This is a genomic window from Exiguobacterium sp. s123, assembly GCF_018617075.1.
Classification (GTDB): Bacteria; Bacillota; Bacilli; order Exiguobacteriales; family Exiguobacteriaceae; genus Exiguobacterium; species Exiguobacterium profundum.
Genome location: NZ_JACSJL010000002.1, coordinates 125575 through 150467, shown reverse-complemented (window position 1 = coordinate 150467; position 24893 = coordinate 125575). Strand labels below are relative to the sequence as shown.

General features: G+C 48.8%; 26 protein-coding genes. 25 read left to right on the top strand and 1 reads right to left on the bottom strand.

What is annotated here, in order from left to right; genetic code table 11:
- Nucleotides 1–177 precede the first annotated feature (177 nt).
- The 7 genes from xerD to KNO72_RS04585 all read left to right on the top strand — a co-directional run bounded on the left by xerD (nt 178) and on the right by KNO72_RS04585 (nt 5778).
- Nucleotides 178–1062 carry a site-specific tyrosine recombinase XerD gene (xerD, locus tag KNO72_RS04615; RefSeq protein WP_214686909.1) on the top strand — a complete coding sequence of 295 codons (885 nt, stop codon included), beginning with the start codon at nt 178–180 and terminating at the stop codon, nt 1060–1062.
- Between the two features lie 23 nt (nt 1063–1085).
- The gene (gene deoB, locus KNO72_RS04610; protein WP_214757378.1) at nt 1086–2252 is read left to right on the top strand and encodes a phosphopentomutase; all 1167 of its coding nucleotides are present in this window, start codon (nt 1086–1088) and stop codon (nt 2250–2252) included.
- Nucleotides 2253–2265: 13 nt separating this feature from the next.
- Nucleotides 2266–3075 (top strand): purine-nucleoside phosphorylase, encoded by an 810-nt coding sequence (locus KNO72_RS04605; RefSeq protein WP_078147055.1) that lies wholly within the window; start codon nt 2266–2268, stop codon nt 3073–3075.
- 28 nt (nt 3076–3103) lie between these two features.
- Nucleotides 3104–4405, top strand: coding sequence for a pyrimidine-nucleoside phosphorylase (locus KNO72_RS04600; protein WP_012726500.1), 1302 nt, complete (start codon nt 3104–3106; stop codon nt 4403–4405).
- Between the two features lie 114 nt (nt 4406–4519).
- Nucleotides 4520–4960, top strand: coding sequence for a peptidylprolyl isomerase (locus KNO72_RS04595; RefSeq protein WP_012726499.1), 441 nt, complete (start codon nt 4520–4522; stop codon nt 4958–4960).
- A gap of 89 nt (nt 4961–5049) precedes the next feature.
- Nucleotides 5050–5406 carry a GCN5 family acetyltransferase gene (locus KNO72_RS04590; RefSeq protein ID WP_214757376.1) on the top strand — a complete coding sequence of 119 codons (357 nt, stop codon included), beginning with the start codon at nt 5050–5052 and terminating at the stop codon, nt 5404–5406.
- Nucleotides 5407–5499: 93 nt separating this feature from the next.
- Nucleotides 5500–5778 (top strand): hypothetical protein, encoded by a 279-nt coding sequence (locus KNO72_RS04585; RefSeq protein WP_214757374.1) that lies wholly within the window; start codon nt 5500–5502, stop codon nt 5776–5778.
- Nucleotides 5779–5809: 31 nt separating this feature from the next.
- Here the strand turns inward: KNO72_RS04585 and KNO72_RS04580 are convergent, their stop codons facing one another.
- Nucleotides 5810–6277, bottom strand: coding sequence for a DUF309 domain-containing protein (locus KNO72_RS04580; RefSeq protein WP_214757372.1), 468 nt, complete (start codon nt 6275–6277; stop codon nt 5810–5812).
- 83 nt (nt 6278–6360) lie between these two features.
- Between KNO72_RS04580 and KNO72_RS04575 the strand changes: the two genes are divergently transcribed.
- The 18 genes from KNO72_RS04575 to rny all read left to right on the top strand — a co-directional run bounded on the left by KNO72_RS04575 (nt 6361) and on the right by rny (nt 24852).
- Nucleotides 6361–7128 (top strand): segregation/condensation protein A, encoded by a 768-nt coding sequence (locus KNO72_RS04575; RefSeq protein ID WP_078147052.1) that lies wholly within the window; start codon nt 6361–6363, stop codon nt 7126–7128.
- Nucleotides 7106–7699, top strand: coding sequence for an SMC-Scp complex subunit ScpB (gene scpB / locus KNO72_RS04570; RefSeq protein WP_074036818.1), 594 nt, complete (start codon nt 7106–7108; stop codon nt 7697–7699). The genes KNO72_RS04575 and scpB overlap by 23 nt, the downstream gene beginning before the upstream one ends.
- Before the next feature lie 4 nt (nt 7700–7703).
- Nucleotides 7704–8462, top strand: coding sequence for a pseudouridine synthase (locus KNO72_RS04565; RefSeq protein WP_012726494.1), 759 nt, complete (start codon nt 7704–7706; stop codon nt 8460–8462).
- Between the two features lie 136 nt (nt 8463–8598).
- Nucleotides 8599–9180 (top strand): thiol-disulfide oxidoreductase ResA, encoded by a 582-nt coding sequence (gene resA, locus KNO72_RS04560; protein WP_214730584.1) that lies wholly within the window; start codon nt 8599–8601, stop codon nt 9178–9180.
- 19 nt (nt 9181–9199) lie between these two features.
- Entirely contained in the window at nt 9200–10744 is a 1545-nt protein-coding gene (gene resB / locus KNO72_RS04555) for a cytochrome c biogenesis protein ResB (RefSeq protein ID WP_214757370.1), read from the top strand.
- Nucleotides 10744–11928: a c-type cytochrome biogenesis protein CcsB gene (ccsB, locus tag KNO72_RS04550; RefSeq protein WP_031423441.1), complete on the top strand. Its 1185-nt coding sequence runs from the start codon at nt 10744–10746 to the stop codon at nt 11926–11928. The genes resB and ccsB overlap by 1 nt, the downstream gene beginning before the upstream one ends.
- Nucleotides 11929–12088: 160 nt before the next feature.
- Nucleotides 12089–12805: a response regulator transcription factor gene (locus tag KNO72_RS04545; protein WP_012726490.1), complete on the top strand. Its 717-nt coding sequence runs from the start codon at nt 12089–12091 to the stop codon at nt 12803–12805.
- Complete coding sequence (locus KNO72_RS04540; protein WP_143180242.1) at nt 12802–14511, top strand: HAMP domain-containing sensor histidine kinase; 1710 nt, start codon at nt 12802–12804, stop codon at nt 14509–14511. Before KNO72_RS04545 ends, KNO72_RS04540 begins: the two co-directional genes overlap by 4 nt.
- Before the next feature lie 49 nt (nt 14512–14560).
- Nucleotides 14561–15112 carry a cob(I)yrinic acid a,c-diamide adenosyltransferase gene (locus KNO72_RS04535; RefSeq protein WP_214684091.1) on the top strand — a complete coding sequence of 184 codons (552 nt, stop codon included), beginning with the start codon at nt 14561–14563 and terminating at the stop codon, nt 15110–15112.
- A gap of 7 nt (nt 15113–15119) precedes the next feature.
- Entirely contained in the window at nt 15120–16358 is a 1239-nt protein-coding gene (yfmF, locus tag KNO72_RS04530; RefSeq protein WP_214757368.1) for an EF-P 5-aminopentanol modification-associated protein YfmF, read from the top strand.
- On the top strand, nt 16355–17614 hold the full coding sequence (gene yfmH, locus KNO72_RS04525; RefSeq protein WP_214686903.1) for an EF-P 5-aminopentanol modification-associated protein YfmH: 1260 nt from the start codon (nt 16355–16357) through the stop codon (nt 17612–17614). The genes yfmF and yfmH overlap by 4 nt, the downstream gene beginning before the upstream one ends.
- Entirely contained in the window at nt 17593–18306 is a 714-nt protein-coding gene (gene ymfI, locus KNO72_RS04520) for an elongation factor P 5-aminopentanone reductase (protein WP_230872818.1), read from the top strand. The genes yfmH and ymfI overlap by 22 nt, the downstream gene beginning before the upstream one ends.
- Nucleotides 18307–18399: 93 nt before the next feature.
- Nucleotides 18400–19176, top strand: coding sequence for a YmfK family protein (locus tag KNO72_RS04515; RefSeq protein ID WP_012726484.1), 777 nt, complete (start codon nt 18400–18402; stop codon nt 19174–19176).
- A gap of 27 nt (nt 19177–19203) precedes the next feature.
- The gene (locus KNO72_RS04510; RefSeq protein WP_078147046.1) at nt 19204–20076 is read left to right on the top strand and encodes a helix-turn-helix domain-containing protein; all 873 of its coding nucleotides are present in this window, start codon (nt 19204–19206) and stop codon (nt 20074–20076) included.
- 32 nt (nt 20077–20108) lie between these two features.
- Nucleotides 20109–20687 (top strand): CDP-diacylglycerol--glycerol-3-phosphate 3-phosphatidyltransferase, encoded by a 579-nt coding sequence (pgsA, locus tag KNO72_RS04505; RefSeq protein WP_074036832.1) that lies wholly within the window; start codon nt 20109–20111, stop codon nt 20685–20687.
- A 62-nt stretch (nt 20688–20749) separates the two neighbouring features.
- Nucleotides 20750–21976: a competence/damage-inducible protein A gene (locus tag KNO72_RS04500; RefSeq protein WP_214730600.1), complete on the top strand. Its 1227-nt coding sequence runs from the start codon at nt 20750–20752 to the stop codon at nt 21974–21976.
- 76 nt (nt 21977–22052) lie between these two features.
- Nucleotides 22053–23102, top strand: a complete 1050-nt coding sequence (gene recA / locus KNO72_RS04495; protein WP_012726480.1) for a recombinase RecA — start codon at nt 22053–22055, stop codon at nt 23100–23102.
- A gap of 187 nt (nt 23103–23289) precedes the next feature.
- On the top strand, nt 23290–24852 hold the full coding sequence (gene rny, locus KNO72_RS04490; RefSeq protein WP_370150090.1) for a ribonuclease Y: 1563 nt from the start codon (nt 23290–23292) through the stop codon (nt 24850–24852).
- Nucleotides 24853–24893 lie beyond the last annotated feature (41 nt).

Sequence of the window (24893 nt, the reverse complement as noted above, 5' to 3'; positions counted from 1 at the left end):
TAGTATATCGCTTTTCATTTGAACATGCCAGAAAAATAAGAATTCTGAGATGTATTTTCGACACGTAAACGTTCACAAAAAAGTGAATAAAAAATGAGGTCAGACATCTTCACAACGGTTTACATAAATGATATGCTGTAAGCGTATTCAGGTGAAACGAGGAAGGAGGAGGGTATGATGCGTTCGCATATCGAGTCATTTCTTCAGTACATGACGGTTGAAAAGCGGATGTCCGCCAACACGAGACAGGCGTATGCGAGCGATTTGACGCAATACGCATCGACCTTAAACCAGTTGGGCGTGGAAGATTGGAACGACGTGACACGTTCTCATATCGTAAAGCATATCGAAGAACTGTCACAGGCGGGACGTGCTTCGTCCTCTTTGAGACGAGCTGTCAGTTCAATCCGGATGTTCCATCATCATCTAAAAATGACGGGGGTCACGACAACCGATCCATCTCTGTATCTAGAGACACCGAAAGCAGAAAAGCAACTTCCGGATACTTGGTCGCAACAGGAAGTCGAGCGTCTCTTAGATAGCGTCCCGACATCCGACCCGCTCTCACTACGGGACCGTGCGATGCTCGAGTTGCTATACGGGACCGGAATGCGGGTCAGTGAACTTTTAGGTCTTGATTTGGATGATTTGCAGTTCGAATTGGGGTATCTACAATGTGAAGGGAAAGGCGAGCGCGCACGAATCATTCCGGTTTCGTCGGTCGCGCAAGGGTTTGTTGAGCGATATATTCAACAAGCTCGAAACGGGCTCGGCGGCAGAGAGACCGAAGCGCTCTTTTTAAACGGCCGAGGAGGACGGCTCAGTCGTCAAGGATTTTGGAAGATGATCAAACGACGTGCCAAGCTTGCCGGAATTGATAAGGAGATCACACCTCACGTTCTCCGTCATTCCTTTGCGACACACTTACTCGAGAACGGCGCAGACTTACGTGCCATTCAACAAATGCTCGGTCATGCGGATTTAGCGACGACGCAAGTGTATACACACGTCAATAAGTCGCGGCTACATGATGTGTATCGCAAGCATCACCCTCGTGCCTAGACATTGAAAAGGAGGAATTTTTTGTGAAGAAGTTTAAACGTATTTTTTTAGTGGTCATGGACTCGGTCGGTATCGGTGAAGCACCGGATGCTGAACAGTTCGGTGACAAAGGGGCGGATACGCTCGGACATATCGCTCGTGAACATAACGGATTGCACATGCCGAACATGGGGAAACTCGGACTCGCGAACATTAAACCGATTCAAGGAATCGACGTGTCGGAGACGCCGAGCGCGTATGGTCGTATGGAAGAAATTTCGGCTGGTAAAGACACGATGACAGGGCACTGGGAAATCATGGGTCTTCATATCGAGACGCCGTTCCGTGTCTTTGAAGAGTTCCCGGACGATTTGATTCATCGTCTAGAAGAGTTCAGTGGTCGAAAAATCATCGGAAATAAGCCGGCATCAGGTACGGCCATCTTGGATGAACTCGGTGAAGAACATGTCGAGACGGGCGCATTGATTGTCTATACATCAGCGGATTCAGTCCTTCAAATCGCAGCACACGAGGACATCGTGCCAATCGATGAGTTGTACCGGATTTGTGAATACGCGCGTGAAATCACACGTGAAGACCCGTATATGCTCGGTCGTATTATCGCCCGTCCGTTCATCGGCACACCGGGTGCATGGGTACGTACGGCAAATCGTCATGACTACGCACTCAAACCTTTCGGTAAGACCGTCATGAATACGCTCGAAGACGCTGGAAAAGATGTCATCGCGCTCGGGAAAATCAGTGACATCTACGACGGTGAAGGTGTGACGAAAGCGGTCCGTACGAAATCGAACATGGATGGCATGGACAAATTGGTCGAATCACTTGAAGAAGATTTCGAAGGGCTTTGCTTCTTGAACTTGGTCGACTTTGACGCATTGTTCGGTCATCGTCGTGATCCGGAAGGCTACGCCGTCGCGCTTGAAGAATATGATGCCCGTCTACCTGAAGTGCTGGAGCGTCTCCGTGAAGACGACTTACTCATCATCACGGCAGACCACGGAAATGACCCTGTTCATGCTGGTACAGACCACACGCGTGAATATGTACCGCTCATCGTACATCACACTGGAGCGAAAGCAGTTGATCTAGGCATTCGAGGTACGTTCGCAGATATCGGTGCGACAGTGGCTGACAACTTTGACGTCGCGGCACCATCAAACGGAAAGAGTTTCTTAAACGAAATTTGAGGAGGCAATATTCATGGTAAATTGGAACGAAACAAAATCGTTTTTGCAGGAGCGTATGGGCGATACACCAGAAATCGGACTTATTCTCGGGTCAGGTCTTGGAGTCCTCGCGGACGAAATTGAGAATCCGGTTGTAATCCCTTATGAAGAGATTCCACACTTCCCAGTATCAACCGTCGAAGGACATGCGGGTCAACTCGTGTTCGGTGAGCTCGAAGGGAAACGAGTCGTCGCCATGCAAGGACGGTTCCACTTCTATGAAGGATACTCGATGGAACAAGTGACGTTCCCTGTACGTGTCCTTAAATTGATCGGTGTCGAGACTCTCATCGTCACAAACGCGGCAGGAGCGTGTAACGAGTCATTCAACCCAGGCGACTTGATGATCATCACAGATCATATCAACTTCTTCGGTACGAGCCCGCTCATCGGTAAGAACGCGAGTGAATTCGGAACACGTTTCCCTGACATGTCAGAAGCGTACGATAAAGAGCTCGTGAAATTGACAGAACGCGTCGCGTCAGACCTTGGACTTTCTGTACAGAAAGGGGTTTACTTCGGAAACACAGGTCCTACGTACGAAACACCGGCTGAAGTCAAAATGGCCCGTCTTCTTGGGGGAGACGTCGTCGGGATGTCGACCGTTCCAGAAGTCATCGTCGCGCGTCATTCGGATATGCGTGTCCTCGGGATTTCGTGTGTCTCGAACATGGCAGCAGGCATCTTAGAACAACCACTCAACCATGAAGAAGTCATCGAAACGACAGAGCGCGTTCGTCAAGACTTCCTCTCTCTCGTACGTGGCACGATTAAAAGCATGTAAGTAGCTTAATTTTAGGAGGACGACAGTTATGCGTATGGTCGATTTGATTTTAAAGAAACGTAACGGTGGAGAATTGAACGAAGAGGAGATTCGCTTCGTTGTCGAAGGTTTCACGAACGAATCAATTCCTGACTATCAAATGTCAGCCTTATCGATGGCCATCTATTTTAACGGGATGACTGAAAACGAGACGGCTGCCTTGACGATGGAAATGGTGAAGTCGGGAGATACGATCGATCTTTCAAATATCGAAGGGAAAAAAGTCGACAAGCACTCAACGGGCGGCGTCGGTGACAAGATCAGCTTGATCGTGGCACCACTCGTTGCTTCAATCGGCATCCCTGTCGCGAAGATGAGTGGTCGCGGTCTCGGTCACACAGGTGGTACGATCGATAAGCTCGAATCATTCCCAGGGTTCAATGTAGAATTGACGGAAGAGCAGTTCACGAAACAAGTGAATGATATCAAGATGTCGATCATCGGTCAGACAGGGAACTTGACGCCTGCCGATAAGCGCTTGTACGCGCTTCGCGACGTTACGGCTACGGTTGAGTCGATTCCGCTTATCGCAAGTTCGATCATGTCGAAGAAGATTGCAGCTGGAGCGGACAGTATCGTTCTTGACGTCAAGACAGGTTCTGGTGCGTTCATGAAATCGTTTGATGATGCGAAAGCCCTCGCCGAAGAAATGGTCGCAATTGGGAAAAACGTCGGACGTAAGACGGTCGCGGTCATCACGGATATGGACCAACCACTCGGTTTTGAAATTGGGAACGCGAACGAAGTGAAAGAAGCGATTGAAGTCCTCTCAGGTAAAGAAGTCGAAGATTTGAAAACAATCGCGCTCACGATCGCTGGACATATGGCTGTCCTCGGTGAGTTTTATCCGACGTTTGAAGAGGCGTATGCCGACCTTGAGAAGCGCATTGCCGATGGACACGCCCTCGAGGTGTTCCGCAAGTTCGTCGAAGCACAAGGTGGCGACGCATCACTCGTCGATGATGTGACGAAATTACCACAAGCTTCATATGAGACGACATTCGTCGCAAAAGAAGCAGGTTATGTCGAGTCGATCATCGCAGACGAAGTGGGTGTTGCGGCGATGCTTCTCGGTGCAGGACGCGCGACAAAAGAAGACAAAATCGATTTCGCGGCAGGCATCACGCTTGAGAAGAAAGTCGGCGACCGTGTCGAGGCAGGCGATGTGATCGCGGTACTCCGTTCGAACATCGAAGACATGTCTTCAGCCATCGAGCGTTTAGACCATGCGTATACGATCGGTGCAACGAAACCAGAGGCACGTCCACTCGTTCACGCAGTGATTCAATAAGGCAGAACGTCTGTTTCCACAAAAAAGTGGAGACAGACGTGTTTTTTTGATAAGATGGGTAATGTGAGTGTCAAACAGCAGGATACATATTATGAAAAAGGGGTTGCTTGAAACATGAAAAAAGGTTCTATGAAACTTGAAAATGGCGAAATGATTGAATTTGATTTATTCCACGGTGAAGCACCGATCACGGTCGAAAACTTCGAAAAACTTGCGAACAGTGGGTTTTACAACGGATTGACGTTCCACCGTGTCATCCCTGGTTTCGTCAGCCAAGGTGGTTGCCCACAAGGAACTGGAATGGGCGGTGCTGGCTATACGATTCCTTGTGAGACATCGACATCGTTCCCGCACAAACATGAAGCGGGTTCACTTTCAATGGCCCACGCAGGTCGTAACACAGGGTCTTCACAGTTCTTCATCGTCCATGAGCCACAACCGCATTTGGATGGTGTCCATACGGTATTCGGTAAAGTGACATCTGGTCTTGAGCATGCCGTCAAACTTCGTCAAGGTACGAAGATGGCAGAAGTGAAGGTTTGGGACGAGAATTGATTTTTGCCTGAAGGGTATGGCACAATGAACCATGTCTCTCACGTGTTCACGTCGTGAAACTTGAATGACAAAAGGTGGTGAACCCAGCGATGCTGGTCAAATATAAACGTTCTTATGAAAAGACGGCGATGGGCCTACTCGCATTCTCATGCAGTGACAAATCTCCGCTAAGCTTGCTTGAACTCGTCCGATCGTATGACGAGGAGGAGTCGAAGTTCCTCTATTTGTGGAAAGTCGGTGAAGACTTCGTTGGTATCATTGGTATGGAGCAACAAGAAACGACAATGGTCATCGACCATATCGCCTTGTCGCCATCATTCCGTGGCGAGAAACGTTCTTACGAGCTTCTAGACGAGGTAAGAAACGTCCTTCCACTTGATTTGACGCTAACCGGTACAGGCAAGACGGGCGATTTATTGAATAAATGGAATCAATTAGTCGTCTGACGATAAAAACCCCCTGCAATCACGACCCTGTGACTGCGGGGGTTTTGCATATTGCATGGAGTAAATCACAAACCCTTTAAATGAGGTGGATTCATGAATCGAGTAACAATTGATGAACTGATCAATCGAATGGAGCAAGTGCTCAGGCAAGAACGAACGCGAGAAGAAATCTCTGATTGGGCACATCATTGGATGGAACAGTATGAAAATATAGATGGATTTGATTGGACAGCTTCTGACGAGGTGGTTTGGTCCTGCTTACAAACGATAGTTGGCATGGATTTACTTGAAACCCCTTCTGAATATTTACATGATCGGAGCGATCTCGAGAGTTGGGTGATGGCGTTTAAGAAGTTAAAAAATCATCATTGATCATGAAAAGGAGACTTCTTGAATCTTGACGTCAACTTCTGGCACGTTGCCTTTTTAAAAGTGCCAGCTCCCGTTCCGTGATGACCTCACTTCGATCACGGTGCAGATGCTTGTGGACCAATTGCTCGAACGACAGGTCCGTCGACGGGAACGTCGGTTTTAGTGATTCGACCGTGTCACGAACATCCTGTTGTAATGGGAGCTTCGTGTGTAACGGCCATTCATCAAGTTGTGCGACGAAGGAGTCGACGTCAAGACCGAGCTCATTTAAATAAGGAGAAGCGATGTCAATCTTTCGACGTAAGAGTCGCAAGCTCTTTTTTGCGCCGACCAAATTGTCGCGCCGGAGGTGATAGTGGATGACAGCATATTGGATGAGCGCTGCATAGCCGTGGTGACGGCGTCCGTCTGCCTGCCACGCCTCTTCTAATACCTCATGACATTCGAAATAATCGGCATGACATTCAAAAAGCAACGTATAATGAGTAAAAGGGGTCATGAATCAATTTTCTCCTTTCGTGTCCACGGTGTTATAAAACATGTTATACTAAAGCGCAAAAATGTAAAATGGCAGGTGTCTCTATGGAAGCCTATAACGTTAAAATTGATACGTTCGAAGGTCCACTCGACCTGTTGCTCCATTTGATTGGAAAAATGGAGATTGATATCGTCGACATTTCCGTGGCAGAAGTCACTGACCAGTATGTCGGCTATATTCGCACGATGCAAAAATTTGAACTCGATGTGGCCAGTGAATACTTGGTCATGGCGGCGACGTTGCTCCAATTGAAGAGCAAACAATTGTTACCGCCAGTTTCGGTCGAGGATGAAGAGGTTCCAGACTTCAGTGAGGAACCGACGCGTGAAGGTCTCATTCGTCAATTGATTGAATACAAAGCATATAAAGAAGCGGTCGTCTTCATGCGTGAACAAGAAGAACACCGGCTTGAATTGTATACGCGACCGGGTGAAGATTTGACGACTTATATGTCTGAAGAGGTGTCTAAGTATGACGGACCACTTAACTTCTCGGATCTTCTCCACGCCTATTCGAAGATGATTGAACGGAAACGTTGGAAAGAACGACGCAAAAAAACGATCAAGCGGGAAGAGCGTACGCTTGAAGAGCAGATGACGCGTCTTCATGAACACGTATCGTCGACGAGACAAACGTCGTTTTTCGCCTTTTTTGTTGAGCAACCGAACGTCTCGGATCTCGTCGTGACGTTTATGGCGCTTCTTGAGCTGATCAAGCTACGGGTCGTCGTAACAAAACAACTCGACCAAGATATTCAAATCTCATTCATTGAAGCATCAAAGAAAGGGGATGAAGCGGTTGCTGTCTTATGAGACGATTATTGAAGGATTGCTGTTCGTCGTCGGTGATGAAGGGATGGAAGTACGAGCGCTTGCCGAGACGCTCGATATCTCAGAAGCTGCGGCACGAGAACAGCTCAGTAAGCTAGAGACATCGTTCAAGTCATCGAATCGACCGTTTCAGCTCATGGAATCGGCAGGTGTCTACAAGCTCGTGACCGTTCCGGACGTCTCTCCGTACATTCAAAAATATGTCGGGACGATGGCTGAGCAGGCGCTCTCACGTGCAGCGATGGAGACGCTAGTTATCATCGCCTACAAACAGCCGGTCACACGAGCGGATATCGAAGAGATTCGCGGAGTCAAAGTCGAACGGGTCATCCATACGTTGTTATCGAAAGGATTGATCGAATCGGCTGGTCGTGCGAAGACGATTGGTCGTGCCAAGCTGTATCGTACGACAGAGCACTTCCTCGACCATTTCGGGTTCAACTCGCTCGAAGAATTGCCACCATTAACATTTGAGGATGAACTGACAGACGAAGGCGATTTGTTCTTCGGTCAGGAATCACCAAAGCAAGAAGAGAGATTGGAGAAGGATTAATCATATGGAACGTTTGCAAAAAGTAATCGCACAAGCGGGGGTCGCCTCGCGTCGGAAAGCGGAAGAAATGATTTTGGATGGTCGCGTCCGCGTGAACGGAAAAGTCGTCCGTGAACTCGGGACGAAAGTTGGACCGAAGTCAGAGATTGAAGTCGATGGCGTCAAAATCGAACAAGAAGAGCACGTCTACTATTTGCTTTATAAACCGAGTGGCTACGTATCGACGGTCGATGACGACAAAGGTCGTAAAGTCATCACAGACCTCGTCCCACCAGGAGCACGGGTATTCCCGGTCGGTCGTCTTGACTACAACACGACGGGGCTCATCATCTTGACGAACGATGGCGAGTTCTCGAATATGATGACACACCCGAAATATAAAATTCAAAAGCGCTATGTGGCAAAAGTGAAGAATATCCCATCTTACTTGGCCATCAAACAGCTTGAGTCTGGTGTCGAACTCGATGACGGATTTAAAACGGGAAGTGCGAAAGTGAAGATGAAGTCTGTAGACCAGAAGAAGAACACAGCCATCCTCGAAATCGTCATCTCGGAAGGTCACAATCGTCAAATCCGTCGGATGGTGGAAGCCATTGGTTCAGAGGTCATCAAACTAAAGCGTGAACAGTTCGGTTTCTTGACGCTCGACGGTCTGAACACGGGCGACTGGCGTGAACTTTCACATAAAGAAATCAGTAAGCTTCGTGAACTTGCGAACCCGACCGTTCCACCGAAACCACGAGGCAAAAAGAAGAAAAAATAACAACAAAAAATCGTCCTGAAATAGGATGATTTTTTTGATTGTGTAGATTGTGTGACAAAAAAATGAAAAAAGTCTGTTAATGTGCGTTTTTAATGTTTTTTCAGTACAATAGCAATTGAAGGATGGTGTGAAAACGATGACAAAAGATCAACAAAAAAACGACCGGATGGAACAAGCGGTCGCAAAAAAGAAAAAGAGGTCATTTTGGCGGATGATGATCATGACGGTCGTTCTCTTCGCGGGAGCGGTTACGATCATGCAAACATTCGACCAAGCGGGTAACGATGGACGCATCGAGGCGGGCGACGAGGCACCGAACTTCAAGCTCGTCACACTCGACGGTTCGACCTTGTATGAGCGAGACAACTATGAAGGGAAAGGGATGCTCTTGAACTTCTGGGGTACGTTCTGTGAACCGTGTAAGAAAGAGATGCCGGTCGTACAAGAAAACTATGCGACACTTCAAGACATGGGTGTCGATTTTTGGGCCGTGAACGTCGGAGAGACACCGCTTCGTGTCGATAATTTCATCAACGACCTTGGTGTCGGGCTCGACTATCCGATTTTGATGGATACCCAGAGCGAAGTCGAAGGAGCGTATGGCATTTATAACCTACCCGTCACATTCGTCATCGATGGTGAAGGGAACGTAATTGAAAAGTATGAAGGTGAACTCACGAAAGAGAAATTGATGGAGCTAGCCGAGAAGTCATTGTAAGCGAACGGGGGACGCACAGATGCTAGATATGAAATACGAAGGCGCTGATTTACGGTCGAAGCGTCGTCCGAAATCGATCATTGACCGTGTGTGGAACTTCTTTGCATCGGTCAAAGTGGGGTTGTGGTTAATTGCATTGATTATTGTCGGTTCGGCAATCGGAACAATCTTTCCTCAAGAGATGTACATCCCACAACAATTACCGCCTGAGCAATATTATATGGAGGAGTATGGAACACCGGGTTCTATTTATTACGCCCTCGGATTCCATAACCTATACACATCGTGGTGGTACATCGGTCTAATTGTCATGTTGACGCTCTCACTCGTCGTCGTGTCGATTGACCGTGGGGTTCCGCTCTATAAGGCGCTTAAAAAACAACCGGTCAGACGGACAGAACGTTTTATGAAGGGGCAACGTCTCTTCGGACAAGGTGATGGGACGGAGGCTCAAATTGACGAGATCGCAGTCGCACTTAAAAAGAAACGATATACCGTCAAACGGGACGGCGATGCTCTGTTAGCAGAGAAACACCGGTTTGGTCGTTGGGGTCCGTACGTCAACCACCTCGGACTTGTCATCTTCTTCCTAGGGGCGATGCTGCGAGTGTTCCCTGCATTCCATACGGATACGCTCGAATGGGTGCGTGAAGGCGAAACGGTGTCGCTAGAGGCGACTGACGGCGAGTACTACTTACGGAACGACCAGTTCATTCTTGAATTGTACGACCCTGAGAACAATGAAGAGGACGCGAAGTTTGCGGCCGCCATTGAAAAAGCAGGAGCCGTTCCGAAAAATTATGAGACAGAGTTGACGTTATTCAAAAAGACGGGAACGAACGAGGACGGATCGCCGCAACTCGAACAAGTCGATGTCGGTTCGACGAAAGTCAACCACCCGTTTAAGTTCGATAAATTTGAAGTGTATCAGGAACAATATTCAAGTCGTCCAGAGTTCTTATCGATGTCGTTCATGTTGGCAGATAAAGAAACCGGCGACGAATATGGTCCGTTCAAAGTTGATTTGGAGAATCCGGAGAAGTCTTATGAGCTCGATGGGGTCACCGTCACGTTAAAAGATTTGTATCCAGACTTTGAAGTGAAAGATGGACAACCGAATACGAAATCACCACGTGCACTGAATCCGGCCTTCTTCTTCAACGTTGAATCACCTGAAGGAGAAACGGAGTCGAATTTGATCGGCATTCGTCTGAATGTCGCTGATGAAGAGAACCGCTACGATGTCCAGTTTGCAGGTACAGAGATGGCGAGCACGAGTGGTTTACGTGTGAAGAGTGACTCCACCTATCCGATTTTGATCGTCGGTGCCACGATCTTTATGATCGGTATTGCGATGGGCATGTACTGGCCACACCGTCGCGTTTGGATCCGTCGTCATGAAGAGGGCGTGCTTGTCGCCGGTTTTACGAATAAAAACCCGTCCTCGCTCCGTCGTGAAGTGTCGCCGCTATTAGAACAAACTGGCTTACCGATGTGGGAAGACCAGGCGAGATTCACAGAGAAGTCGGAGAACGAGTCAACAGATGAAAGAGGGGAATCTTGATGGAATGGATTGAATGGAGCAGCCGAATGCTGTTTATCGCGTTCTTCCTGTACGCAATCTCGACGGTTCTCTTTACGATTGCCGTCAGTGGTATGCGTAAAGATCGAAACGTCAACCGTGTTGCCTATGGGAAATACGCCTTTATCTTGGCAATCATCGGCTTTGTCGCTCAAATGACATATTTCTTTATGCGCTGGGCAGGTGTCGGCTATGCGCCGGTATCAAACTTGTACGAATATACGACGTTCTTCGGTATGATGATGGTACTTGGGTTCCTCGTCGTATATGGAATTTATAAAAATGATGTACTCGGCTTGTTCGCGATGCCGGTGGCGTTACTCGTCATCGCCTTCGCCTCAATGTTCTCGAGTGAGGTCGCACCGCTCATCCCGGCACTCAACAGTGTATGGCTGAAAATTCACGTTACGACGGCTGCGCTCGGACAAGGGATTTTGGCAATCAGTTTTGCATCGGGCCTCATTTTCTTATTGAACGAAACATCGATGAAAGAACAGTCTAAGTCACGGACGTGGCTCGAAGTGACGATGTTTGTCCTCATGTGCACGCTCGGCTTCATCATCGTCTCGATGTTATTCAAGGGGATTGGTGCCGGAGGTGTCGTCGAGTTCACGAACGACCGCGGTCAAGCAGAGACGTATGAATATTTCATGCCGATCTTGTTCGTCCCAGAAGGGGCACAACTCGTGTCTGGCGCGAGTGGCTTGTCACTCGAACTCCCGAACTGGATCAATACACTCAAGTTGAACACGCTCATCTGGTCGGTCATCGGCGGAATTGTGATTTACGTGTTGCTCCGTTTTGTCATCTTGCGCAAACGTGTCGCTGAAGCGCTTCAACCCCTTGCGAAAAAAGTCGACCTCGACCTCGCTGATGAAATCAGCTATCGCTCGGTCGCGATTGGATTACCGGTCTTTATCCTGGGTGGTCTGATCTTTGCGATGATTTGGGCACAGATTGCCTGGAACCGTTTCTGGGGATGGGACCCGAAAGAAGTTTGGGCCCTCATCACGATGTTGATCTATATCTATTACTTGCATATGCGCATTCAGCGTGGCTGGACAGGAACGAAAGCGGCCTGGTTATGTGTCGGTGGATTTGCCATCATCATGTTCAACCTCGTCTTCGTCAACCTGGTCATCGCCGGTCTGCATTCATATGCCTGACGTAAAAGAAGTCACAATTGTGACTTCTTTTTCATTTGGTCCATCAAATCATCGTTGTGAAGCGAAATAATAGAGTGGTATAGTTATGGCAGAGAGTGGAATGTTCACAATTGTGCAACATTCGCTACAACTCGTAATGGGTCTTAGGAGGGTTTTAGGTATGGCTGAGAAAACGAAGATTTTAGTAGTCGACGACGAGGAGAGAATTCGCCGACTTTTGAAAATGTACTTAGAACGTGAACAGTATGTGATTGAAGAAGCGGTCAATGGCGAAGAGGCGCTCGCGCTTGCCCTTGAAAACGAATACGACGTGATCTTGCTTGATTTGATGATGCCAAAGATGGATGGGGTTGAAGTATGTACAGAACTCAGGAAGACGAAAGCGACTCCGGTCATCATGCTCACGGCGAAAGGTGAAGAAATCGACCGTGTCCAAGGGTTCGAAGTCGGGGCGGATGATTATATCGTCAAGCCGTTCAGTCCGCGTGAAGTCGTGCTCCGCGTCAAAGCATTGCTTCGCCGCTCTGGTTCGACGAAGTTCATGCACACGAGTGAGAAGTCGAAGGATTTGATCGTCTTCCCACATCTGACAATCGATAATGATGCACACCGCGTCACGGTGGACGGCGAGGAAATCGCCCTCACACCAAAAGAATATGAGTTATTGTTCTTCCTCGCAAAACAGGTGGATAAAGTCTTTTCACGAGAGCAGTTGTTAAAAGAAGTATGGAACTACGAATTTTTCGGAGACCTTCGGACCGTCGATACGCATGTGAAACGTCTTCGTGAGAAATTGAATCGTGTCTCACCGGACGCGGCGCATATGATCACGACCGTATGGGGTGTCGGGTACAAGTTCGAAGCTGCCAGTGAATGATGATTCGTCGAAACAGCATCGTCACGAAACTGTGGCTGACGATTCTCGTTTTGGTCAGTGTCATCTTATTCATCGTCTCGGTGTTGATGCTTGAATTTTTTAATTCCTTTCATATCGACCAGGAACGAGGCCATCTTGCCAAGCTCGGTGGACAGGTCCAATCGGTTTTGTTGAATGAAGGTGACACGTCCCAGACGATTGATCAAATCATCGAAGTGTACGGGGCTAACTATATCTTAGAGAACGGGACGACCCGATCGAATTTTGGGAATCAAGTGGATGGCTTGATGGTAGAACTTGAACGACAGGATTGGGAAACTTATCAGGCGGTCGGTGAGACGGCCATCGGGAATTTCTCATCTTTTGACGACCAGGCCGCGCTAGCGTATCGGACGACCTTCTCCTTATCGACAGGACAGTATACGCTCTACCTGCTCGAACCGCTCGATGCGATCTCGAGTGCGAACGCGGGAGCACGGACCATCATTCTTTGGACCGTCGCTTCGGCCATCATCGTCACGACCGTCTTCGCTTTCTTCTTGTCGACACGAATCACGGCACCGCTCCGAGCGATGCGGGATGCAGTCAATAAGACGGGAGAGGGGCAATTTGATTTACGTTTGGAGACGAAGACAAGGGATGAGATTGGCGAACTCGCTGCTTCTTTCAACGCAATGAGCAGTCAGCTTTCGAAATATGTGAATGCCCTTGACCGGGAACGGCTGCAACTTGCGTCGATTCTTCGTTCGATGGCAGACGGTGTCATCACACTCGATCGTCATGCAAACGTGATTGTCACGAACCCGCAAGCGAGTCCATTACTTCAAGATGGGCAACCACATGAAGTCGTATTGTCTCTTTATGAGGAAGTGATGGAGGGGACGTCTGAAAAGACGATCGAAGTGAAACAGGATGAGCGATACTATACACTGACAGTCACACCACTCGTCGGAGAAGACGATTTCGAGGGTGCTGTCGTTGTTATCCGGGATACGTCAGAAAGTCATCGACTCGATAAGATGCGGACCGATTTTGTGGCGAACATTAGCCATGAACTCCGGACACCGCTCGTGACGCTTCAAGGGTATTCAGAGGCAATCATCGATGGCATCACTGAGAGTGACGAGGCGACGAAAGAGTTCGCCTCTATCATCTACGATGAATCGCTCCGCTTGGCAAGACTCGTCAATGATTTGTTGGATTTGGCACGCATCGAATCGGGTAAAGAGACGATGCATTTCACTTCGTTTGATATCGGTGATTTCTTGCCCCGAGTCATGCGAAAGTTCAATCAGATGGCATCTGAAAAAGAGATTCGTTTACAGACCGACGCCCCGCACCGTCTCATCGAGGCGGATGGCGATCGTCTCGAGCAAGTGTTCACCAACTTGATTGGCAATGCTATCGCGCATACCGATTCTGGAGAAATTCGGATTGAGGCCACAGAAGAGACGGACGGGCTACGGATTCAGTTGACGGATACAGGTCACGGAATTCCTAAAGAGGATTTGCCGTTCGTATTCGAGCGATTCTATAAAGCCGATAAAGCCCGGACCAGTGGTTCGAAGACAGGGACAGGCATCGGACTCGCGATCGTGAAGAATGTGGTCGATGCCCATCACGGAAAAGTGAGCGTATCGAGTACACTCGGGGTCGGAACCACCTTCGAGATTTACTTACCATTTGAACAACCACACAACTCGTAATGGTGACTCGCTTGAGTCACCATTTGTGGCATTTTAAGGGGGGAGTCGAATGAAACGTTATACACGAACGGGCGACAAGGGTGAAACATCATTAATCGGTAGTCGTGTCGAGAAATCCCATCCTCAGATTGAAGCGATGGGTCATCTCGATGAGTTGAATAGTCAGATTGGACTCGCCATCGCGCATCAAGAGGATGAGACGCTCCGAATACAGCTGACGAAGATTCAGCACGACTTGTTCGACCTCGGATCGGAGCTGATGTATGCTGAGGCACCGCCAAAAATGGTCGATTTGTCGATCGTGACGGAACTAGAACGATGGATGGATGAGTGGGAGGAGTCCTGTCCGGAACTTGTGCGCTTCATCCTTCCTGGCGGCAGCGTTGCCGCAGCTAGCTTACATGTGGCTCGTACCGTTTGTCGACGGGTCGAGCGTGACTTAGCGGCTCTCGGAGTCGCCGACCGGCAATTGCCTTACTTTAACCGCTTGAGTGATTATTTATTTACGGTTGCCCGTTACGCGAACGTCGTGGCAGGGGTGCCGGATCAAGAATATGCGCGCGGCGCTGCCGTGTTTCAACCAAAACGAAAAAAGGAGTGATCGGCAGATGAAAGGTATCGTTCAGTTCCAACATCAATTGCACTACTCGGTCTATCCGACCAAGAAATTTAAAACGACGACTTGTCTCGTGTCATTCGCCGCTCCATTATCGGCGGAGACGGTCGCAGATCGGGCATTGCTCCCGTTCATCATGGAGAAATCGACGGCGACGTATCCGTCCATTGAGTTATTTCACACACCGCTAGAGGAGTTGTATGACACAAACTTATATGCTGGTGCATCTAAGATCGGAAAGGAGCACGTCATCCAATTCCAACTCGAAGTCGTCAACGATCATCTTGTCGGAGAAGACGTATTGAGTCAGGCAATCGAGTTACTCGAAGACGTTCTCCTCCGTCCGAACGCATACGATGGGGCGTTTCAGCCACTCATCGTCGAGCAGGAACGTCGATTGCAACGTCAGCGTATCGAATCGGTCTATGATGACAAAATGCGTTTCGCCCAACAGCGTCTACAAGAAATGCTCGGAGGAGAGCTTGCGATTCCGTCACTCGGTACGCTTGAGCAACTCGACCATGTCACACCAAAATCATTGTATGCGGCATATCAATCGATGATTCAACATGACCGTGTCGACATCTATGTCGTCGGGGATGTCAATCGTGAGCAAGTCGAACACGCTTTCAATCCATTGGAATCTCTTGGGACACGTCGACCACGCCTGTTACCAGAAGCGAGTCGAGGAGAGTTCAAGCGTTTGGAAGAACATCAAGACATTAAACAAAGCAAGCTCCATCTCGCCTATTCGCTTGATGTCGACCCACGAACGGAAGCGGCGATTCGCATGCAGGTCGTGAATGGACTGTTCGGTGGATTCCCTCACTCGAAGCTGTTCATGAATGTGCGTGAAAAGGAGAGCTTGGCGTACTATGCCGCCTCACAATATAGTTCCCTCAGTCGGAAGTTGTTCGTCTATGCCGGTATCGATGCGTCGAACCAACAAAAGACCGAACAGATCATCGAAGAGCAATTGAACGCTTTACAAGCGGGCGAGTTTGAGGATGAGACGTTGCAACAGACGAAAGAGTTGTTGTTCCATCAACGTCGTCAACTTGGAGACAGTCCACGTCAATTGATTGCTTGGATGAGTGGGGCAGACGTTCGTCCGTTCTCGTTAGACGAAGAGATGACGATCATTGAGAACACGACGCGAGATCATGTCGTCGCGCTTGCGAAAGAAATGGTACTCGAAGCGGTTTATTGCTTGAAAGGAGGAGAAGCATGAAACTAGACTTTCCTAACGTCGGAGAGACGTTACATCATCACGTTCTCGACAATGGCCTCTCCGTTTACTTATTGAAAAAGACTGGATATGAAAAAACATTCGCGACGTTCACGACTAAATATGGATCGATTGACCGACGCTTCAAACTAGAAGACTGGGTCGAGGTTCCCGATGGTATCGCGCATTTCTTAGAACATAAGATGTTCGAAAAAGAAGATGGTGACGTCTTCCAACAATTTGGTCGTCAAGGAGCGTCAGCGAACGCTTTCACGTCATTCACACGGACTGCTTATTTGTTCGGTGCCACGTCCAAGATTTCAGAAAACGTACAAACGCTGCTCGATTTCGTCCAGACCCCTTATTTCACGAAAGAGTCGGTCGAGAAAGAGAAAGGGATCATCGGTCAAGAGATTCAAATGTACCAAGACAATCCGGGGTGGCGCTTGTATTTTGGTTTAATTGAGGCGATGTACGAGACACATCCCGTCAAGATTGATATCGCGGGTACAATCGAATCGATTTCAAAGATCACGGCGGAAGACTTGTACACCTGTCATCAAGCGTTCTATCATCCGAGCAACATGGTATTGTTCGTCGTCGGGAATATCGAACCGGATGAGATGTTTGCCTTGATTCGAGATAATCAAGCAGCTAAATCTTTTGAGACACCACGATTGAGTGCTCGTGAGACAGTAGATGAACCGACCACGGTTCGTCTGTCAGAACGGGTCATCGAGATGGACGTCTCTGTACCGAAAGTCATGATTGGGTATAAGGATGTACCACAAGCTGGGGAAGCAGGTCTGAAGCAAGAATTGACAGTAGAATTGCTCATGCATGCGCTCTTCGACACGACAGCTCCTCTTTATACAGAACTTTATGCTGAAGGATTGATTGACGATGCCTTCTCGTTTGACTATACGTCAGAGGAGACGTTCGCTTTTGCCGCCTTGTCGATGGAGACGTCGGAAGTAAATGCGTTTGTCGGCCGTGTGACGGAGGCGTTAGAACGTCCACTTCAGTTGAGTCAAGAGACGCTCGACCGGAAGAAACGCATGATGCAAGGGCAGTTCTTGAAAGCATTGAACTCACCTGAGTTCATCGCAAATCAGTTCTCTCGATATGCACTCAATGATGGGAATTTGTTTGAAATCCCGACTTTGATTGATGCCATCACACTCGACGAACTATACGAAGCATACGAGCGCTTGTTCCGCCATGAACAACGAACGGTATGCATCGTCAAAAAACCATGAAGACATTGATTGTTGGAGCGAGCGGTACCATCGGACGTGCCGTCTCGCTCGCTTTTCGTGAAGATGAACTGATTTTGCATGCGAACGAAGGTAGTGAAAGACTCCGTCATTTGATAGATGAAGAGAATCTTTCGGCAGAAATTCTCCCTTGTGACCTAACAGACCGTGACGCTGTTGAGTCATGGGTACAGGATATGCTGGACATCGACCGAATTGTATATGTGGCCGGACATGCGCTCCATGGTCTCGTCGTCGACCAGTCGATGGATGAGCTCGACCGGCTGTACGATGTTCATGTTCGGGCAATGATCCGACTCATCCAGTCCGTCGTAGCAAGGAAGCCTTACGATCATCACGTGGATATCGTGATCGTCTCGAGTGTATGGGGAGAGGTCGGTGCGGCGGCTGAGGTGTTTTATTCAACCGTCAAAGCGGCACAGCTCGGCTTCGTCAAGGCGTTCGCACGAGAAGCCGGCCCGTTCAATGTTCGAGTCAATGCGGTGACACCGGGGTGGATTGATACGCCAATGAATGATACGGTAGAAGAGTCGAAACAATCCGTGATCGATGACATTCCACTTGGACGTCTCGGTGCGGCAGAGGACGTGGCCAACACGATCCGTTTCTTGTGTTCACCGGACGCCTCGTATATGACGGGCACGGTGATACGCGTCGACGGCGGTTGGCAATGATCCGATCCATGTAAATAAACCTGTTCTTTTCAATTCTTCTAAAATAATTTAAAATAGGCAAGGTAGCGAACTCGCTCGAAAGGATGGTTGGGGATGGAACATAAATTCGAAGAGTGGTATCTCGAATATGAATTGTGTCAGAATCGACCGGGTATCCTCGGAGACATCGCATCTCTCATGGGGATGCTTCAAATCTCCATCGTCACCATCAATGGGGTCGATTTGCAGCGACGGGGAATGTTGCTCAAAGCACCTGCCGCCGATCATGTGCATCGACTCGAGCATATTTTAAAGCGGATGGAAGCTATTGCCGTCATCAAATTGCGCCGTCCGAAGTTACGAGACCGGATTGCAATCCGTCACGGTCGTTATATCGACCATGATAGTGATGACAAAAAAACGTTTCGCTTCGTCCGTGAAGATTTGGGCATTCTCGTCGATTTCGTTGCGGAACTGATGAAGGAAGAACGCCATTTGTTAATCGGTGTTCGTGGAAATCCACGCGTCGGAAAGACGGAGTCCATCGTCGCAGCTAGTGTGTGTGCGAACAAACGATGGTTGTTTCTTTCCTCGACACTGATGAAACAGACCGTTCGGACCTCATTATTTGAAGAGGAACGGGAAGGCGATCACGTATACATAATTGATGGTGCCGTCTCTACCCGAACGATGGATGAACGACATCGCCAGCTCATTCGTGAAGTCATGCGGTTGCCGGCCGTGAAAGTCATCGAACACCCTGACCTGTACGTCCGAAACACCGATTGCGTGTATGAAGACTTTGATTATATTATTGAATTGAGAAACAATCCGGATGAGACGATCATCATCCCACAAGAAACGCATCGTGAGTCAGAATGGTTTGAATAATTATGTGAATGGAAGGTGTGGACCCCTGTGACAGAACTAGGGACTTTTTTGAAACAAAAGCGTGAGGAGAGCGGATTGACGCTCGACCAAATCCAGCAGACGACGAAGATTCAAAAGCGCTATATCATCGCAATCGAGGAAGGTGATTACAAAAATCTCCCTGGCTCTTTTTATGCACGGGCGTTCATTAAGACGTATGCGGAGTCGCTCGGCCTTGATGTGGATGAATTATACGAGACATATGCAAAAGATTTACCGGTCATCGAGGCACAGCCGTCTGTTCAACTCTCTCGGAAGAAAACGTATTCGAAGGCTTCCGAGTCGACAAGTCGGGTCTCGAGATGGGTTCCGAAAGTTCTCCTCGTTCTCACGGTCTTCTTGCTCATCACCGCGATTTATTTCGCAGTGAGAAGCATCGACTTCGGTGGTCAGGATGCAAGTCCTGCCGAACCGCCAAGTTCTGGTGTCACAGTCGACCAGAATGAGGATGTCCCGGCTGATGAACCGGTCGAGGAGGAACCGACTGAAGAGGAGCCGACCGAAGAAGAACCGCCAGCGGAATCTGGTCCGATTGCGGTGAAGGAGTCGAATGGGGCGGACATCACTTATGAACTCGCGACGAACGAGAAACTGTCGACCGAGATTTATGTGAAGGAGTCACCTGCCTCTTACGTGGGTGTTCGTGATACGTCGTTAGAAGGAGCCTTTCTCGCACCGGAGTATCCGAACCAGTCGAAACAGAATCCGATTGTCATTGAAGATGCCGAGACGGACACATTGCGTATTCGAATCGGACTCATCGCAGGCGTTGAGAAAATCGTCGTCAACGGTCGTGAGCTCGAGCTTCAAGAGTCTCCGGTCACACAAAATATTTTTGTAAAGAGAGTCGACGCCGAATAAGTCGACTCTCCTTCTAAGAGGAGGCGTTCTATATGAACCTACCTAACCGATTGACGATGCTACGCGTGGTCTTGATCCCCGTATTCGTCGTCTTACTCGCTGTTGATTTTGATTGGGGAAACATCGCTTTTTTAGGCGCTGATATCCCGATGCACCAATTTATCGCTGGTGTGATTTTTACGATTGCGGCCATTACAGACTGGTTAGACGGACATTTGGCCCGTAAGCATAACTTAGTCACGAACTTTGGTAAATTTATGGACCCGCTCGCAGATAAACTGCTCGTCACGGCGGCCCTTGTGTTGCTCGTTGAGATGGATCTCGTCGCGGCGTGGGTCGTCGTCGTGATTCTATCACGTGAATTTGCGGTTACAGGCTTACGTCTCGTCGCTGCCGATGAAGGGATTGTCGTCGCGGCCGGGAAATCTGGAAAAGCGAAGACGTGGGTGCAGCTTTTTGCCATCATCTTCTTACTGTTCGGTAACCCGATCTTTAGCTATGTCGGGATCCCGTTTGGCGAATGGGCGATGTGGTTGGCACTCGTACTTACAATTTACTCAGGTGCCGAATATTTCGCACAAAACTATAAGATTATTGTGAAGTCGATGTAAGTCGACAGAGACGAGTTGGTTGATCTAGCTCGTCTTTTTTTTGAAGTTGAGGAGGAAATGAGATGAAACGAGCCGAAATCATTGCGGTAGGAAGCGAGTTGCTCTTAGGGGAAATCGTCAATACGAATGCGAGTTACATATCAGAACAACTGTCGAAGTACGGTGTGCCGGTCTTGTATCATCAAGTTGTCGGGGATAACGCGGTACGAATGCGAGAGACGTTTGAAATCGCCCGTCGTCGTTCCGACTTTGTCATCGTCACGGGTGGACTCGGTCCGACGGCGGATGATGTCACAAAGGCGGTCCTTTCCGACTTACTCGAACGTCCGATTGTGCGAGATGAGGAAGCGTATGAGACGATTCAACGTTTCCTCGTGTCACGAAATCGATTGATGAACGATGGGGACGCTCGCCAAGCCGACGTGCTCAGCGGAGCAGACGTATTACCAAATCCGGTCGGGCTTGCCCCGGGCATGTGGATTGCCGGAGATACGACGTGGTTGCTTTTACCGGGTGTGCCACGTGAGATGAAAGCATTGGTCGAGGCGACGTTTCCTAAGAAACTATCAGGAGCGACGCTCGTCTCAGAATCATTACGGTTTTATGAGATTGGAGAATCCGCTCTCGATGATGCCGTGAAGGACTTATTGGATGGTTCGAATCCGACCGTTGCCCCCTACGCCGAGACGGGAGAGGCAAGACTTCGGATCAGTGCCCGTGCGACGGACGAGGTGACCGCGCGTCAGATGATTGAAGAAGTGAAGACTGAAATCCTGAAACGGGTCGGTTCGTACTACTTTGGCTCTGACGATGAGACGATTGCATCACACCTTGTCCAAACATTGTCTAGATTGAATCGAACATTCGCTGTTGCTGAGTCGTTGACCGGCGGTGAGGTACAATCGATGGTTACATCAACACCTGGCGCTTCAGTCGTCTTTCTAGGTGGAGTCGTGACCTATTCGGATGAGCTAAAAAATAGGTATTTAGGGGTCTCGCTTGATACAATTGAACAGCACTCAGTCGTCTCAAAAGAAGTTGCCTATGAGATGGTGGACGGATTGTCAAAGACCACCCATGCCGACTACGCCCTCTCTTTCACGGGAGAGGCAGGACCGACATCGAATTCGGGTCGTCCGATCGGTACGGTCTATATCGGAGTGAAGACACCAAACGGAATAGAAGTCATCGAGCGGACGTATCCCCATCAAGAACGGAATATCATCCGCATGCGAGCCGCGAAGGACGGATTATGGGCCCTCATTCAACGAATCAAAAAAGGCGAATAAATGTTCGTAAAAAACTTGTGTATCGTACAGTGTTCACGTATAATAAGAGTATCAATTAAAGGAGGCTCATTTATCTATGAGTGATCGTAAACAAGCGTTAGAAATGGCATTGCGCCAGATTGAAAAACAATTCGGTAAAGGCTCAATCATGCGCCTTGGTGAAAATACAGACCAACAAGTATCGGTCATCCCTTCAGGGTCAATCGCCCTCGACGTCGCGCTCGGTGCGGGTGGATATCCACGCGGTCGTGTCATCGAAGTATACGGACCAGAATCTTCAGGTAAGACGACGGTTGCCCTTCATGCGATTGCAGAAGTCCAAAAGCGTGGCGGTCAAGCAGCATTCGTTGATGCCGAGCACGCACTCGATCCGAAGTATGCTAAAAATCTTGGGGTCAACATCGATGAGTTGCTCCTTTCACAGCCGGATACTGGGGAGCAAGCGCTCGAAATCGCTGAAGCGCTCGTTCGCTCGGGAGCAGTTGATATCCTCGTCGTCGACTCGGTTGCGGCACTCGTACCGAAAGCCGAAATCGAAGGGGAAATGGGAGACTCGCACGTCGGTCTTCAAGCTCGTTTGATGTCTCAAGCACTTCGTAAGTTGTCTGGTGCGACGAACAAGTCGAAAACGATTGTCATCTTCATCAACCAAATCCGTGAGAAGATTGGGATCATGTTCGGTAACCCGGAAACGACTCCAGGGGGCCGTGCCTTGAAATTCTACTCTTCTGTACGTCTTGAAGTTCGTCGTGCGGAGACGCTCAAACAAGGTCAAGATATGGTCGGGAACCGTACGAAGATCAAGATTGTAAAAAACAAGATTGCACCTCCGTTCAAAACAGCGGAAGTTGATATTATGTATGGTGAGGGGATCTCGCGTGAAGGGGAGCTCATCGATATCGGTGCAGACCTCGACATCGTTCAAAAGAGTGGAGCTTGGTACTCGTTCAATGAAGAACGTCTTGGTCAAGGCCGTGAAAACGCCAAGCAATACATGAAAGAAAATCCAGCAATCGCAGCTGAGGTCGAACAACAGATTCGAGATCACTACGGATTGAATGGAGAAAAAACGGTCACGGTCGAAGGCGAAGACGACGAAGTCCTCTCACTTCTCGATGACGAATAAGCACATCGTCTCACTCGAATTCTTTCGAGTGAGATTTTTTTAGTATAATTTTTTTGGCAATTGGTAGTTCTATCCTGTCCGTGCATTGCATTCTCCCTATTAAATAAGTACAATAAAGTTATGCGCGGGCTTGCCCGTGTATCTCACTTATTAAAAAATAAAATAACCTTGCGAAAGGGAGGTGAACATGATGGAATGGCTATACTGGCTTATTCTGATCCTCCTTTTGCCGATAGCTTTTGTTGCAGGTTTTTTTGTGCGTAAATCGATCGCCGAAGCGAAGATTCAAGGTGCCGAGACGGAAGCGACTAAGATTGTAGAGCAAGCAAAACAACAATCGGAAGCGATGCAAAAAGAAGCACGGCTTGAAGTAAAAGAAGAGATGATTCAACTTCGTAATGAGACGGAACAAGAATTGCGTGAACGTCGCGAAGAACAGAAAGTGAAAGAGAATCGCCTCGTTCAAAAAGAAGAGCTTCTTGACCGCAAAGCAGACATGCTCGAGCGGAAAGAGGACTCGCTAGATGAACAGGAACGAGGACTCGAAAAACGCAAGCGTGAAGCAGAAACGCTCGAAAGCAAAGTGGAGGAGTTATACGAAGAGGCACGCCGAGAACTTGTACGCGTTGCATCCCTCTCGAAAGATGAAGCACGTACCATCATCATGGACGAAGCGAAGCAGGAAGCGCTTCACGATGCTGCTCTCCTTCAAAAAGAAATCGAGCAAAAAGCAAAACAAGAAGCGGATAAAAAAGCGAAACACCTCTTATCTCTCACGATGCAACGATATGCTGCTGAACATGTCGCCGAGACGACGGTATCTGTTGTCAACTTACCGAGTGATGAGATGAAGGGTCGCATCATCGGGCGCGAAGGACGCAACATCCGAACGCTCGAAACGTTGACTGGGATTGACCTCATCATCGATGACACACCAGAAGCCGTCATCTTGTCAGGTTTTGACCCAGTTCGTCGTGAAATCGCGAAGATGACGCTTGAAAAACTCGTTCAAGACGGTCGGATTCATCCGGCTCGAATTGAAGAGATGGTAGAGAAGTCTCGCCGTGAAGTGGATGAACGCATTCGTGAATACGGTGAAGAAGCTACGTTTGAAGCCGGCATTCACGGACTCCATCCAGACCTCGTCAAGACGCTCGGTCGCATGCGCTATCGTACGAGTTATGGTCAGAACGTCTTGTCTCACTCGGTTGAGGTGGCACACCTTGCCGGGATGATGGCAGCCGAACTCGGGGAAGACGTCACGCTCGCGAAACGGGCCGGACTCTTACACGATATCGGGAAAGCGATCGACCATGAAGTCGAAGGTAGTCACGTTGAAATCGGTGTAGAACTTGCGACGAAATATAAAGAACATCCGGTCGTCATCAATTCGATTGCTTCCCACCACGGGGACGTCGAGGCGACATCGACGATTGCTGTACTTGTGGCAGCGGCTGATGCCTTGTCAGCAGCGCGTCCTGGAGCTCGTCAAGAGACGCTTGAAAGCTACATCCGTCGTCTTGAGCGACTCGAATCAATCTGTGAGTCGTTCGAAGGTGTCGAGAAATCGTATGCGATTCAAGCAGGACGTGAAGTTCGAATTATCGTTCGCCCTGATGTCGTTGACGATGTCGTCGCCGGTAAGATGGCACGCGATATTTGTAAGCGAATCGAGGATGAACTCGATTATCCTGGACAAATCAAAGTGACGGTCATTCGTGAAACACGTTCCGTCGATTATGCGAAGTAAACGAAGCGGAGAATTTCTCCGCTTTTTCTGTTTGAGGGAGG